The 13,816-nt window shown below is 72.9% G+C and carries 12 protein-coding genes and 1 pseudogene; 5 read left to right on the forward strand and 8 right to left on the reverse strand.

Translation table 11 applies throughout. The features are described 5' to 3' along the window. Positions 1-6: 6 nt before the first annotated feature. Positions 7-1,830, reverse strand: coding sequence for a hypothetical protein (locus ABZ490_RS01580; RefSeq protein ID WP_358982752.1), 1,824 nt, complete (start codon positions 1,828-1,830; stop codon positions 7-9). A 141-nt stretch (positions 1,831-1,971) separates the two neighbouring features. On the opposite strand from ABZ490_RS01580, the gene ABZ490_RS01585 reads away from it, so the two are divergent. Continuing rightward, a complete protein-coding gene (locus tag ABZ490_RS01585) occupies positions 1,972-2,154 on the forward strand; it encodes a hypothetical protein (RefSeq protein ID WP_358982754.1) in 183 nt (60 codons plus the stop codon). Here ABZ490_RS01585 and ABZ490_RS01590 read toward each other — a convergent pair. The 5 genes and pseudogenes from ABZ490_RS01590 to ABZ490_RS01610 form a co-directional block, all read right to left on the reverse strand. Further along, positions 2,151-3,203 carry a hypothetical protein gene (locus ABZ490_RS01590; RefSeq protein WP_358982756.1) on the reverse strand — a complete coding sequence of 351 codons (1,053 nt, stop codon included), beginning with the start codon at positions 3,201-3,203 and terminating at the stop codon, positions 2,151-2,153. The genes ABZ490_RS01585 and ABZ490_RS01590 overlap by 4 nt on opposite strands. An 88-nt stretch (positions 3,204-3,291) precedes the next feature. Next, positions 3,292-4,173, reverse strand: coding sequence for a prohibitin family protein (locus ABZ490_RS01595; protein WP_358982758.1), 882 nt, complete (start codon positions 4,171-4,173; stop codon positions 3,292-3,294). Positions 4,174-4,340: 167 nt separating this feature from the next. Further along, positions 4,341-6,302 carry a DUF6185 family protein gene (locus ABZ490_RS01600; protein ID WP_358982966.1) on the reverse strand — a complete coding sequence of 654 codons (1,962 nt, stop codon included), beginning with the start codon at positions 6,300-6,302 and terminating at the stop codon, positions 4,341-4,343. Further along, positions 6,208-6,909: pseudogene (locus tag ABZ490_RS01605) on the reverse strand (DUF6185 family protein); the annotation flags it as partial. The gene ABZ490_RS01600 and the pseudogene ABZ490_RS01605, both read right to left, overlap by 95 nt. Before the next feature lie 80 nt (positions 6,910-6,989). Further along, on the reverse strand, positions 6,990-7,454 hold the full coding sequence (locus tag ABZ490_RS01610; protein WP_358982760.1) for a MarR family transcriptional regulator: 465 nt from the start codon (positions 7,452-7,454) through the stop codon (positions 6,990-6,992). A gap of 101 nt (positions 7,455-7,555) precedes the next feature. Between ABZ490_RS01610 and ABZ490_RS01615 the strand changes: the two genes are divergently transcribed. Further along, the gene (locus ABZ490_RS01615; RefSeq protein WP_358982762.1) at positions 7,556-8,575 is read left to right on the forward strand and encodes an NADP-dependent oxidoreductase; all 1,020 of its coding nucleotides are present in this window, start codon (positions 7,556-7,558) and stop codon (positions 8,573-8,575) included. Positions 8,576-8,676: 101 nt separating this feature from the next. On the opposite strand, the gene ABZ490_RS01620 is transcribed toward ABZ490_RS01615, so the two are convergent. Next, positions 8,677-9,840: a serine hydrolase domain-containing protein gene (locus ABZ490_RS01620; RefSeq protein WP_358982764.1), complete on the reverse strand. Its 1,164-nt coding sequence runs from the start codon at positions 9,838-9,840 to the stop codon at positions 8,677-8,679. 169 nt (positions 9,841-10,009) lie between these two features. On the opposite strand from ABZ490_RS01620, the gene ABZ490_RS01625 reads away from it, so the two are divergent. From ABZ490_RS01625 to ABZ490_RS01635, 3 genes are read left to right on the forward strand one after another with little or no spacing between them, the layout of a single operon-like run. Continuing rightward, on the forward strand, positions 10,010-10,795 hold the full coding sequence (locus tag ABZ490_RS01625; RefSeq protein WP_358982766.1) for an EI24 domain-containing protein: 786 nt from the start codon (positions 10,010-10,012) through the stop codon (positions 10,793-10,795). Further along, the gene (locus ABZ490_RS01630) at positions 10,792-11,406 is read left to right on the forward strand and encodes a LysE family transporter (RefSeq protein ID WP_358982768.1); all 615 of its coding nucleotides are present in this window, start codon (positions 10,792-10,794) and stop codon (positions 11,404-11,406) included. Before ABZ490_RS01625 ends, ABZ490_RS01630 begins: the two co-directional genes overlap by 4 nt. A 5-nt stretch (positions 11,407-11,411) precedes the next feature. Further along, complete coding sequence (locus ABZ490_RS01635) at positions 11,412-12,575, forward strand: winged helix DNA-binding domain-containing protein (protein ID WP_358982770.1); 1,164 nt, start codon at positions 11,412-11,414, stop codon at positions 12,573-12,575. Here ABZ490_RS01635 and ABZ490_RS01640 read toward each other — a convergent pair. Next, positions 12,549-13,787: a pyroglutamyl peptidase gene (locus ABZ490_RS01640; protein ID WP_358982772.1), complete on the reverse strand. Its 1,239-nt coding sequence runs from the start codon at positions 13,785-13,787 to the stop codon at positions 12,549-12,551. The two genes, ABZ490_RS01635 and ABZ490_RS01640, sit on opposite strands and share 27 nt — an antisense overlap. Positions 13,788-13,816 lie beyond the last annotated feature (29 nt).

The raw sequence follows: 13,816 nt of genomic DNA on the forward strand, positions 1-13,816 counted from the left end.
GGCCTCTCAGTTGCCGTACGGCCAGGCGAACCCCAGCTCCTCGGCGCGCTTCGGGCTGCCGCCGGACACCCGGGTGTACGTCTTCGGATCCTCCTCGGCCAGCCGCCGGAGAGCGGTCGTGACCTGGACCTCGGGCGGGGTGCCGTCGTCCCGTACGACCCAGCGGAAGACGAGCGGATCCCCGTCCGGGGCCCCGGCCCCGAGCCCCGGCGTGTACCAGAGGTGCGCCTCGACGGTGTCCGGGTCCTCGTGCCCGGTGCTGATCCAGCCCCTGCGCATGTCCCACCGCCGCAGCAGCTCGGGACGCTCGTCCAGCGCGTGCCTGAGCAGCCGGGCCAGCGTGCGGGCCGGCCACGACCAGGTCCGGTCGGCCTCGGCCCGCGCGACCTCCGCGTCGTAGGCCGCGGCGTCGAACCGCTCGGGGGGAGGCGCGGGGCGGCTCCCCACCATCGGAACATCCGGCCGCCGCCAGTTCTCCCACACCACCTGGTCCCCGTCGCGGCGGATGGTGACATAGAGCGCACCGCAGCAGCCCTCGGTGCAGACGGCCTCGGCGAGCCGCACCTCGCGGGGCCCGGCCCCGGCCCGCAGTCCGCCCTGGTCCTCCAGGCACTCGGGGCTGTGCGGGGGCCCGACGGGGAACAGCGCCGGGACCAGGGGACGCCCGTCGACGAGGATCCTGGTCTCCACGGGCGGCCGGTCCACGGGGTCGCCCTCGACGACCTCGACGCGCAACCGGCCGGGGGCGGCCACGGGCGTGAAGGGCCGGCGTCCGGTACGCCGGATCCAGCGGGCCCGCAGCCGCCGCTCCGGATCGTCGCCGTCGGCCGCGGCGTCCACGGCCGCGGTCCAGCGGGGCTCCGCCAGCAGTCGCCCGAGCGTCTCCAGCAGCGCGGCCCGCCTCCCCGGCGGCCGGTCGAGCAGCGCCCCGGGGCCGCTGCGCAGGTCCAGCGCGAGGGACAGCAGGGTGGCGTGATGCTCCAGGGACGGCGGCAGCAGAGCGGCGCGGCCGACGACGGTGGCGTACAGACGCGGCGCGTCCCGGCAGGAGAGCGACTCGGTCGGGTCGTAGCGGTCGCCGACCATGCGGACGAGGAGCTCGGCGGCGCGGGCGAGCAGAGGGGTGCGCGCGGGGTGCCGGTCGAGGAGTCCGGGCAGACGGGTGGCCTCCACGACGCGGCGGGCGGCCGTCGAGCCGAGCGCCCGGGCCGAGGTGGGCAGGGCTTCGAGTTCCGCGAGGACGGCCCGCCGGTCATCGGCCCGCAACGCCCGTGCCAGGGGCCTGAGTTCGTCGCGGCCGTCGAGGGCGAGCCAGTCGGCGGCGGCGCGGGGGCGGTCGATGACGTCGAGGGCCTCGATGGCCGCGCCGCCGAGTTCCCTGGTCAGGGCGAGGACGGAGAGACAGGGGACGTCCTCGGGCTCCCCGAGCCTGACCAGCAGGGCGAGCCCCACCAGGACCACCGGCACACTCGTACCGGTCCGGACGAGATCCCGGCCCAGCGTGCGGGCGGCGTCGAGCCGGGCGTCCGCCAGGGGCAGTTCGGCCACGGTGGCCCGGATCGCCGTCCGGTGCCGCGCCCGGACGCCGAGCGCGTCCAGGCGGAGCCGCAGGGCGCCGGAGTTCTCGGGCAACGGATCCAGCGCGTCCCGCAGGGCCGCCCGGACCCGCTCGCGGGACAGGGCAGGGGCGGCGTCCGGCCGGGACGGCGGTGCGAGGGGGTGGCCGCGCCGGGGCGGGAGTCCGTCGGGGGACTCGCGGGCCAGCCGTACGGCGCGGTCGTACAGGGCGATCGGAAGGTCGGGCGCGCCGCGCTCCTCCTGGCCGCTCACCGAACGGTGTCGTACTCGATTCCGTAGGTCATACGGGGATCCTGACACCCCGTCCGGCAGCCTGTCGAACGCATTGCCGGGAACCGCCCGTCGCGTGCGCACGTGTAGGACGACAGGGCCCGCCCACCGAAGGAGAAGTACGTGATCCTGCTCGTCCTGTCCGGCATCCTCCTCCTCACCATCGGCGGATGCGCCTGCGTCTGGTGGGCGGCCCGCGGCGGCCCCCGCTGGACCCGCGCGGTGGCGACGGCGACCCTCGCGGCCGGCGAAGTGGCCCGGAAGGCCGGCATCAAGAGCAACTCGACCGGCTCGGACGACAGCTAGTCCGTTTCCCCGTGGTACGCGTCGCGGAACCTGCGCAGCCGCGGGGTGCGTACGGCGGGCAGCCGGACCAGGGTGTCGTGGAAGGCGCGGGGGTGGGGCGTCAGCGGGTACCAGGGGCGTGGCGGCAGGGGGTAGTCGTCGCGCAGGACGCCCTCCGGGAGGACTCCGGTCGCGGGCACCGGCGAGATCTCGCCCGGGTGGGCGAGGTACGCCCAGACCCCGCTGTCCAGCGGCACCACGGGCCCCTCGTCGTCCGGCGGCCGCCAGGGCTCCCCGGTGCGGGGATGGCGGGGGACGAGGAGGACGTCGGGCCGGGGCCGGGGCAGGTGGATCCCCGGCCCGGCCAGCCCCAGGGACCGGGCCCCGGGCCCGGTGGGGAGGCACCGGCCGACGGCGTGGCCGAGCAACTCGGCGACGGGACCGGCGGGGAGGTGCACCGGGCGGTCCTCGGTGACCGCCACGAGATGGGCCAGGGCGACGCCGACCGCCGCCTCCCAGCGACGGCTCCACGACCCGTCGGGTTCGACGGGCGGGACGCGGTGCTCGGCGCGTCCCAGATCGTCCCAGTCGGGGGACGGGCCGGCCGGGAGTCCTGAGGGGCGTCGTACGACCGCTTCGGGTTCGACCCACACCGTCTGCCACATCCCGCAGTCGTCCATGCGGGTGGCCACCGCCCGCCCGCACCGCTCGCACGCCAGGTTGGGACCGTCCCGGCCGTCCACCCCCTGGCAGTAGCCCTCGCACCGGTCGGGGATGAGGGTCATGGACCGGGAGTCGCCGGGGGCGATGACGATCCTGTTCCGCGCGCCGAAGGACACGGAGTACACCGGCGCGAACACGCCCCGCCGAGCGGCCTCGTCCGCCCCGACCTCCTGCCACAGCCGCCAGGGCGGTCCGGTGGGCAGGGGGTCGACGGCGTACGTCGCGGGCTCCATCAGCGGGGGGTGGAGTTCCTCCCACCCCCCGTGGTGGGTGTGGACGGGGAGGGCGACCCGGGACACCGGCGCCGTCAGCTCCGTGCCGCACCCGGCACACGCGAACACGTCCAAACAGGCTCCCCCTCGCCCCGGTTCCCCGCGGATTGTGCCTCGGACGCGGCGGCGGATCCACCGGGTTTCGAAGCGGCGCGCAGGGTCCTCAGTTCTTTCCGTTGTCCACGATCACCGGCGTCCCGTTCGAGTCCGTGCCGCACGGGACCGCGTACACGGGGTTGGCCTTGGCGGCCTCCCGGTAGGCGTCCAGGCACTGGTTGTAGAGGACCTTGTCGCTCAGCGACCGCTCGATGATCTTGTTGGCGGCGGCGATGCCCTCCGCCTCGATGCGCTTGCGCTCCGCCTCCGCCTTGGCCGTGCGCGCCGCCTCCAGGGAGCGCTCGGTGGCCTGCTCCTGCTGGATCTTCTTGTCGATCTGCTCCTGGAGCTCCTTCGACGGCTTCACGTTGCGCAGATTGACCGTGGTGACGTCGATCCCGCGCGGCGCCAGCCGCTCCTTGATCGAGGCGGCGATCTCCGAGCCGATCTGCTCACGGGCCGAGGCGTAGCCCTCCTCGCTGGTGTGCTTCGCGAAGACGTTGCGGATGATCTCGCGGCTGTCCGGCAGTACCAGGCGTGCCTGGACGGCGTCCGCGCTGCCCGCCAGCCGGTACAGCTCGACCGCCTTCGACGGCACGACGGCCCATTTGACGGTGACGTCCACGTCCAGCACCCCGCCCTCCGAGGAGCGGACCTCGACCACGTCCTTGTCGTAGAGGTTGAGGTCGACGGGGCGCGTGGAGAAGGACGTGACGTCGGTGAACGGCGACTTGAACTGGATGCCGGACTTGAGGGGCGAGCCGACCTTGCCGAAGGTCACCGGCACGCCGACCTCGTAGGCGCTCACGACGTACAGGCACGAGAACACGCCGAACAGCAGAGCGCCGACGGCGCTCAGCGCCGCCCCGATCTTCCACCCCGACTCCTCGCGGCTCCGGCCGACGAGGAACAGCACGACCGCCGCTATGAGCAGCAGTATGGACAGCACGAACACAGAAGATCCCCCCTTGGACGCGATACCGCGCCGCCGCCGGTGCGACACGCGGCGCAGCGCATCGTAAGGGGCGTGGTGCACGGACCGTAACGGGTCAGGACCCCCGGTCGTCAGGGATTCACCGCGATGTCAGACGCCGTTCGCCTCGGCCGCCGCCCCGGTCAATGGCCGCCCGATGACGGGTCGGCCCCTTCCTGTGGCGGCCCGCCCGCGTCGGTGAAGAACTGCCAAAGGGTGAACACGGCGATCAGCTGGGCCAGCAGGTAGGCCATCTGGAGCGAGAAGTATCGCATCTGATAGACCGACAGCAGAAGTCCCAGCCGGCTCTGCCAGTACCGCCGTTCTCCACGGAAGGTGGCGAGGTCGAGTGCCATGCCGGTGATCGTGAGGACCAGAAGCATGGCCAGGGCCATCACGATCAGGTTGGTCTGGTCCTCCTGGGCGTACCAGTTGCCCACCGCGTCCAGCACGATGGGCAGGGCGAAAGGCGCCGTGACGCACAGGCTGCGGGCCGGGCCCCGGCGTCCCGGGAGCCGGCGCCAGAGCGCGCCCAGGAGGAAACCTGCCCCCGCCCAGGTCACCTGCCAGTACAGGACGCTGTACAGGACACCGGGCACCCCGAAGCCGAAGTAGAGGGTCGAGGTCAGGAACTCGCCCCGGAGGTCCTCGGCCCAGACCAGCAGGACGGTCGCCGGGATTCCGGCCACGGACGCGAGTAGCGCGGCCCGTCGGCCGTTCTCCCACCAGGTGTCGTACGGCCCGAGTGCCAGGGCCGCGTCGACCACGGAGATGTCGGACGGCAGTCTGTCGGGGATTCCGCCAAGGGCCCTCCAACGGTGCAGACCGCGCAACTCCCTTTCGTAGGCGCGCCGGTTGAGCGCCTCGTCGTCGGACTGCCCCTGGTCCAGGCGGCGCAGCTTCGCGTGTATCTCACGGAACCTCCGTGCACGGTCCAGGAGTTCATGACGGCGAGGACCGTCGATCGCCTTGTGCAGAGGAACGCCCGAGCGTTGCAGGCGGGTTTCGAGTACGGCCTTCCCTCGGCCCGCACGCAGTACCAGGGAGAGTGCGCCGGCGTTCACGAAGAACCACAGCGAGGCGAAGGTGCCGTTGCCGACGTACCAGCCCAGGGCGAGTCCGACCACCACGGGGAAGAAGATCAGCAGCCAGAACCGGTCGAGGTCGTCGGGGCTCTCACGGGCGACCGGGGCACCGAGGGTCCGCGCGCGCAGCACGGCGAGGATCGCCAGCCCGGCAAGCAGCCACTGGAATCCGTAGAGCCAGTCCTGGCCGTTGGCGGCGAACCAGGAGAGTTCGTTGCGCAGCTGCTGGAGATGGTCGACGCCGTACCGGGCGTCGGCATGGCTGCTGAGCCACGAGGCCCGCAGCCAGTCGCGTTCGGCGGCACGCGCCACGGACAGGCCGATCAGCACGGTCGCCAGCAGCACTGGCGCGGCGGTGTGGCGCAGGCGCAGTTCCCGCGGCCGGGGTGGCGCTCCCGGTGTGCTCGGCCGGCCTGGCCGGATCAGCCCCGCGTCGCGGGCGAGGCGCCAGCCGGCGGCGACCGTGCCCAGGAGGTAGAGGGTGAAGGCGGCGCTCGTGGCGGCGAAGAGGGTCAGGACGGCCCCGTCCGTCGCGTCCTCGGCGAGGAAGGTGTGCTTCAGCATCCCGCGTGCCTCGGGGTCGACCGCCGTCCAGAAGGCTGGCAGGGAGAGCATGAGCGCGGCGGCCCATACGGAACGGCTGCGGGGGCGTCCGAAAGTGAGGAGGACCCAGCCCAGGACCATGTTGATGACGAGACCATGGTGGGCCTGTCGTTCGATGTATGCGTCGTTGTGCCGCAGGGCAGCCAGCACACGGTAGAAGAGGTTGTCGGCGGATGCCAGGAGCGACGAGAGCAGGAAGATCCAGGCCCACTGTGCCGCCGTCGTGAGGCGTTCGTCCTCCAGGGGCGACAGGGGTCCGGCCCGCCGGGGTTCGGCGTACCGCGTAGAGCATTGCGGCCACCAGGGCCCAGTCCCAGAGCAGACCGCCCAGCGAGCTGGACACGAGGAAGCGCAGACGGTCGTCCTGCGCGGCCCACGACCGCTGCCAGGCGGGATCGATCTGTACCCGTACTTCAGGCGACGAGGTCCGGGTTTTCTGCCGCCATGCCAGGCTGTGGCTCTTGGTGCCCTTCGTCGGCCTCGGCTCGGCGGACAGGGCGCTGGCGGAGCCGGGGTCGACGACGACGGAGGACCACCGCACCCGCCGCAGGGCGGCGGCCGGGGCGAGCGCGATGGTCCAGCGGTCCTTGCCCACGGTGAGGCGCCACGGCCCGACCCAGGTATCGCCCTGGTCGTCGATCCAGGCGTAGGTGTCGACCCGCACCCGTACCCCGCCGTTCTCCGGGTCGATCTCGGGGCGGCGGGAACGCCACTCGTCCCACCACTGGTATTCCGGGTCCGGCCCTCGCAGCAGACAGCGCATCGCCCAGCGGTACCGCTCGGATTCCTCGCCCATCAGCAGCCATGTGGCGTAGGCCCAGTCCGCCGGTACATGCACGGTCAGTTGGCTGACGACCTTGGTCTGGGTGCGGTGGCGGTCGTCCAGCCGTAAGGACGCGCTCGCCGACCCGCCCGCGAGATATCCGCAGTCACCGGCGGTCCGGGCGGGCCCGGCGTGAGCCGGCTGCGGGGCGGCCAGCAGACCGTACAGAAATGCCAGGACCAACGCGGCGCACGCTTTCACCAAGCCTCCCCCGATACCTGGTCGAAAATCCTACGGGGTGACCAGCGGTGTACAGAGAGTGCCGTGTGAGTGCGCAGGTTTCAGAGACGGAGGCCCTCCGTGCCGTCCTCGGCCGCCAGCATCCGCCGCAGCAGCCCCCGCAGCACCTCCCGCTCCTCCTCGGCGAGCCCGGCCAGGGGCTCGCGGGCGAAGCGCAGGGACTCGCGCAGGCCCTTGGCGACACCGCGTCCCTCCTCCGTCGCCGCGGCCAGCTTCACCCGGCGGTCGGCCGGGTCGGGACGGCGTTCGACCAGGCCGCGGGACTCCAGGCGGTCGACGATGCCGGTGACGTTGGACGGCTCGCACTTCAGCTTCTGGGCCAGTTTGCGCATGGGGAGCGGTTCGAGGGAGAGCAGGCTGAGCAGCCGGGCCTGGGCCCCGGTGAGGGTGTGGTCGGAGGCCGCCTCCTCGTAGTCCTCGTAGAAGCGGGCCACGACCTCGCCGATGAGCTCGACGACCTCCAGGGTGAGGGCGTCGGGCAGGGGGGTCCTGGGTGTGGTGGCCATGGAACCGAGGATACCCCTTTACTTGACAACATGAAATATTCAGGCGCATGGTTGTTTCAGGTAGTGAAGCATTTGATGTTCGTATGTGAAAGGCGCCCCCCATGACTGACTCCGCCCTCCCCGCCACCGGCCGCGAATGGCGTCTGCTCAGCCGTCCCGTCGGCTGGCCGAAGCCCGAGGACTTCGAGCTGGCCGAGGCGGAGATCCGGCAGCCCGGCCCCGGCCAGGTGCTCGTGCGCAACGCGTACGTCTCCGTCGACCCGTACATGCGCGGCCGGATGAGCGCCGCCAAGTCGTACGTCGCCCCCTTCGAGCTGGGCAAGGCCATGCAGGGCGGGGCCGTCGGCGAGGTCGTCGCCTCCGCCGCCGAGGGGATCGCCGTCGGCGACCACGTCCTGCACTTCGGCGGCTGGCGCGAGTACGCCACCTTCGACGCGGCCCAGGCCGTCAAGGTCGACCCCGAGGCCGCGCCGCTCTCCACCTACCTCGGCGCCCTCGGCATGACCGGCCTCACCGCCTACGCCGGCCTGCTGCGCACCGGCGGCTTCAAGGAGGGCGACGCCGTCTTCGTGTCGGGCGCCGCGGGTGCCGTCGGCAGCCAGGTCGGCCAGATCGCCCGGCTCAAGGGCGCCTCCCGGGTCATCGGCTCGGCCGGCTCGGACGACAAGGTCAAGCTCCTCGTCGAGGAGTACGGCTTCGACGCCGCCTTCAACTACAAGAACGGCCCGGTCGCCGAACAGCTGCGCGCCGCCGCCCCCGACGGCGTCGACGTCTACTTCGACAACGTCGGCGGCGACCACCTCGAAGCCGCCATCGGCTCCCTCAACGAGCGCGGCCGGATCGTGATCTGCGGCATGATCTCCGTCTACAACAACACCGAGGCCGCCCCCGGCCCGAAGAACCTCGCCCGCCTCATCCAGACCCGCGGCCGTATCGAGGGCTTCCTGGTCGGCGACCACTACGACCTCCAGCCGGAGTTCGTCCGCGAGGTCGGCGGCTGGATCCGCTCCGGCGAGCTGAAGTACCGCGAGACCGTCGTCGAGGGCATCGAGAACAACCTGGAGGCGTTCCTCGGGGTCCTGCGCGGCGACAACACCGGAAAGATGATCGTCAAGCTCTGAGTTCGTCGCGTGCCGGGCGTGACGCCACCCCGGCACCCGTCGTTGCGTACGACGAAGGCCGCACCCTTGGACGTGGGGTGCGGCCTTCGTCCCGTGCCGGATCAGCCGGCGAGCGCCGCGCGGTGCACGGCCGCCGCCAGCCGGTCGTTCTCCGCCGCCGGCCCGCCCGGGAACGTGATCCGGCGCCGCGTGTACCCGTAGGCCAGCCCGCTGCGCGGATCCGCGAAGGCCTGACTGCCGCCGGCCCCGCCGTGCCCGAACGTCCCGGCGCCCAGGAACGGGTGGTAGACGTCCGCGGTCACCTGGAAGCCGAGCCCGTACGCCCGGTGCCCGCGGGACACCAGGTCGTACCCGACCGAGTGCACCTGCCCGAACTCCGCCGCCGTGTCCTCCTTCAGCAGCGGCGCCTTCCCCTCCCGCTCACTGATCGCCGCCGCGTACATCCCCGCCAGACCGCGCGCCGAGGCCACCCCGCCCACCGAGGCCGGACCCTTGGCCCGCACCAGCGGGTCGTTGGGCAGCGCCTCCAGGTCGGTCGGCTCGGCGGTGTGCCGGTTGAAGGCGATCGAGGCGAGCGAGTGCGGTCCGCCGGTCTCGGCGTCGAGCAGCGCCCGCTGCTCGGCCGTGGGGGCCATCGGCAGGGTGGTGCGGAACCGCGGCTCGTGCGCGGCGGGCAGCCCCAGGAAGAAGTCCAGCCCGTACGGGGCGCGCACCCGCTCCTCGTACACCTCCTGGAGCGTCCGGCCGGTGGCCCGCCGCACCACCTCGCCCGTGAGCGCCCCGATGACCATCCCGTGGTAGCCGAAGGCGGTGCCCGGACGCCAGAACGGCCGCTGGTCGGCCAGGCGTTCGGCGATCTGCCGGTCGTCGGCCAGCTCCTGCCGGGAGAACCCGGTGTCGGTGCCCACCACCCCGGCCCGGTGCGCGATCAGCTCGCGCAGGGTCAGCTGGCCCTTGCCCTCGGCCGCGAACTCCGGCCAGTAGTAGGTCACCTTGCGGTCCAGCTCCAGCGTGCCGTCCTGCACCAGCAGGGCGACCACGAGATGGGCCGCGCCCTTGGTGGACGAGAACACGCCGTACAGGGCGTCGGCGCCCGCCTCACCGCCCGCCTCACCCCCCGCCCAGAGGTCGACGACCCGCCGCCCGTGCACATAGGCGCACAACTGACCCTCGTAGTCCGGCTGTTCCGCCGCCACGAACGCGCCGAACTCTTCCCGCACCGCTTCGAAACCGTCGGCCACGGTGCCGTGGATCTCCCTGGTCATCCGCTCCTCCTCGCACTCAGCCGCCTCTGGAGATCGGTACGGCGAGGCGTGCCCGTTCGACTCAACTGCACGGATGCGCTCTTGGTGTCACCGATGCCCCGGATGGCCCATCCGGGGGCCCCGCACACGTGCCCCGGGATGCGCGGGACAGGGCCGATAGAGTGCGGCCATGCGAGATCTCGGGGTGGGTTTTCAGTATCTGGTGGAGGGCCAGCGGTGGGTGGCCCGCAACGGCAGGCAGTACGGGTTCGGGCTGCTGCCGGGGCTGATCACGCTGGTGCTGTATCTGGCCGCGCTCGTCGCGCTCGCCGTGTGGGGCGCGGACTTCGTGGCGTGGGCGACCCCCTTCGCGGACGACTGGTCGAGCCCCTGGCCCGGTCTCTTCCGCGGCTTCCTCCTCGTCGTCCTGTTCGCCCTCGGCCTGCTGCTCGCCGTCCTGACCTTCACCGCCGTCACCCTGCTGATCGGCCAGCCCTTCTACGAGAGCCTCTCCGAGGCCGTCGACCGGGACGTGTCCCCCGACGGCACCGCCCCCGAGTCCGGGCTGCCGCTCTGGCGCGAGCTGTGGATCTCCGCGCGGGACAGTCTGCGCATCCTGGTGCGCGCCGGGGTGTGGGGCGTCCTCCTGTTCGGCCTCGGGTTCGTCCCGTTCGTCGGGCAGACCGTCGTCCCCGTGATCGGCTTCTTCGTCACCGGTTTCTTCCTCACCGAGGAACTCGCCGCCGTCGCGCTCCAGCGCCGTGACGTCGACCTGCGCGCCCGCCTCGCCCTGCTCCGCTCCCGCAAGACCCTGGTCTGGGGCTTCGGCACCCCGCTGGGCCTGGCCTTCCTGGTCCCCGTCGTCGCGGTGTTCCTGATGCCGGGCGCGGTCGCGGGCGCCACCCTCATGGCCCGCGACCTGCTCGGCGAGGAGATCCGCGACGGGGACAGCGAGCCCGAGGAGCTGACCGCGTGAACCAGACCCTCGCGGTCGCCCTCATCACGGTCCTGGCCGTCATCGCCCCCGGCGCCGACTTCGCGATGATCGTCCGCAACAGCTACCTCCACGGCCGCCGCACCGGACTCCTCGCGGCCACCGGGGTCGCCGCCGGCGTCCTCGTCCACGTCACCTACACCATGCTCGGCGTGGGCCTGCTGATCGCCTCCTCCACCGCCCTGTTCACCGTCATCAAGCTGATCGGCGCGGCCTATCTGGTGTACATCGGTGTCCGCACCTTCCGCACCCGCGCCGAGGTGGAGATCGACCTGAGCGGCGGGACGGAGCTGACCCCGCTCGCCGCGCTGCGCACCGGCTTCCTCACCAACGTCCTCAACCCGAAGACGACCCTCTTCGTCGTCTCCACGTTCTCCCAGGTCGTCAGCCCCGGCACCCCGGTCGTCCAGCAGGTGGGCTACGGGCTGTTCATGGCGCTGGCCCATCTGCTGTGGTTCGGGGTCGTCGCCGTGTTCTTCTCCCAGGAACGGATGCGCACCCTGATGCTCCGCGCCCAGAAGGTCCTCAACAAGGTCGTCGGGTCCGTCCTGGCCGGCCTCGGCGTCAGCCTCGCGCTCGCCCCGTCCCACTGACCGCCGTGCCGCCCCTCACCCCCGGCGAGCTCAACCGCGCCACCCTGGCCCGCCAACTCCTGCTGCGCCGCGAGGCGTTGGCGGTGCCCGACGCCGTCCACCGGGTCGTCGCGCTCCAGGCGCAGCACCCCGCGTCCCCGTACCTCGCCCTCTGGAACCGGGTGGCCGGGTTCCGGCCGGACGACCTCGACGAGGCGTTCGCCGCCGGCACGGTGGTCAAGGCGACGCTGATGCGGATCACGCTCCACGCCGTCCACGCCGTCGACCACCGCGCCTTCCGCGGCGCGATGCAGCAGACGCTGTACGCCTCCCGCCTCGGCGCCCGGTTCGCGGTCTCCGGACTCACCCCGGCCGACGCGGAGCGCATCGTCCCGGACCTGCTGGAGTTCACCCGGCGGCAGCGCACCACCGCGGAGATCCGGACCTGGCTGGCGGAGAACCTCGGCCCGGAGCACCAGGACGCCGCCTGGTGGGGCCTGAAGGCCTACGCCCCGCTGCTGCACGCCCCCGCCGGCCGACCCTGGTCCTTCGGTGTCCGCGCCTCCTTCGTCGCCGCCCCGCCCGGCCCGCCGCTGACCGGCCGCACCCCCGAGCCGGACGCGCTCCGCGCCCTGATCCTCCGCTACCTGGCCGCGTTCGGCCCGGCCACGGTGGCGGACATCGCCCAGTTCGCCATGGTGCAGCGGGCCCCGATCCGCGACGCCGTCCGCGGGCTCGACGACGGCAGGCTCGTCCTCCTCACCGACGCCGGCGGAGGCACCCTGTACGACGTCCCCGGCGCCCCGCGCCCGCCCGCCGACACCCCGGCCCCGCCCCGGCTGCTGGGGATGTGGGACAGCATCCTGCTGGCCTACGCCGACCGCTCCCGGGTGATCCCCCCGGAGTACCGCCGCCTCGTCACCCGCGTCAACGGCGACGTCCTGCCCACCCTCCTCGTGGACGGCCGGGCGGCCGGGGTGTGGCGGTCCACCGCGGCGGGCGTGGAGGCGAGCGCGTTCCATCCACTGCCCGCCGAGGTCTGGGAGGCGCTGTCGGCCGAGGCCCGCTCCCTGACCGCGCTCCTGTCCGGCCGCGGCGACCCGGACGTCTACTCCCGCCACACGCACTGGTGGGCCAAGCTCCCGCCCGCCGCCGAGACGCGCCTACTCGGCGGCGACGGCCACGGCTAGGACCGCCCGTACCTGGGCGACGATGTCCAGCCGGTTGCGCACGAACTCCGGGTCGGTCACCTCGGTGGTGTTGCCGGCGGCGAACTGGAGCACCGGCGTGTGGAGATGGCCGCCCGGCAGGGTGTCGTGCAGCCCCAGCCGGTCCCGCAGCAGGGTCGCGCGGTAGGCGATCTCGTTGGAGAGGTAGTTCCCGCCGCCGCCGGCCCGTGCGGTGGAGCCGGCGGTCGGGCCGTCCGGCCGGACGACGGACTCGGTGCCGCCCGCCGGGATCTCGGTCACGGCCGTGTTGTCGTACACCGGGAAACGGCCGGTGTCCGCCGCGACGATCGCCGCGTACGGCAGGGTCGTCGTCGTCCACTGCGGCTGCGAGGCCGGGTCGGTCACCGGGACGGTCTCCGTGCGGCCGATGTTCTCGTTGTCCGGGAAGCCGCCCCGCCAGGCCCCGTTGGTGCGCTCCACGTCGAAGCGCCCGACCCGGCCCTGGCTGACGGTGGTGAACAGGTCGACGTACGGCAGATACGGCCGCAGCGTCCGCTCCACGGTGCCCTGCGCGAAGTCCTGCCAGCGCACCGGGAACACGGCCGTCTCCACCCGGGCCGGCCCGTCCGCCGTCTCGATCACGGTGCCGTCCAGCGCGAGGGCGCTCGCGCCGGAGGGGTTGGAGATCCGGATGTCCCGGTCCAGCGTGAACGGGTCGAAGCCGGTGACCAGCACCCGCTTGATCCCCTTGTGGCCCGTCCCCGGATACCGGATGTCCGTCCGGCCGCGGGAGGTCCGCTCCAAGTCGGCCAGCAAGGAGCTGCGTTGATCGACCGTCAGATCGAACGGCGGCTCCCAGGTCCGCACTTCTCGCGTCATGCCCAGCCGCGCCCAGTACAGCGGCCGGTCGTCGTCCCGGCTCAGGTCGCCGCCCGCCGGGCCCCGTCCCTGCACCCGGTCGACGGCCCGCCGCCACAGCGCGGACCCCTGGCGTGCGACGACCCGGCGGGCCTGCGCGTAGGAGTGGACGGAGTCCAGCGCGGCGGTGAACCCGGGTGCCACGGAGTCGAATCCGGACCGCCGGAGGATCTCCTGCGGCACGGCCAGGTCGAGCCGTTGTTCCTCGACGGTGGGGGAGGGCGCCGCCGCGGAGGCGGTCGCGGTCGTGGGTGCGGTGAGGCCGGCCAGCAGGGCCAGGCCGAGGACGCCGGTGCGAACGCGTAAGGAATTCACGGGAGTTGTATGCCCCACCGGCCCCTCAC

The sequence above is a fragment of the Streptomyces sp. NPDC005811 genome (genome assembly GCF_040630405.1).
Lineage (GTDB): Bacteria > Actinomycetota > Actinomycetes > Streptomycetales > Streptomycetaceae > Streptomyces.

Excerpts from the sequence above, each read along its gene's own strand:
- ABZ490_RS01610 (WP_358982760.1), bottom strand. The coding sequence starts at position 7,454 with ATGGCCACCACACCCAGGACCCCCCTGCCCGACGCCCTCACCCTGGAG.
- ABZ490_RS01615 (WP_358982762.1), top strand. The coding sequence starts at position 7,556 with ATGACTGACTCCGCCCTCCCCGCCACCGGCCGCGAATGGCGTCTGCTC.
- ABZ490_RS01620 (WP_358982764.1), bottom strand. The coding sequence starts at position 9,840 with ATGACCAGGGAGATCCACGGCACCGTGGCCGACGGTTTCGAAGCGGTG.
- ABZ490_RS01625 (WP_358982766.1), top strand. The coding sequence starts at position 10,010 with ATGCGAGATCTCGGGGTGGGTTTTCAGTATCTGGTGGAGGGCCAGCGG.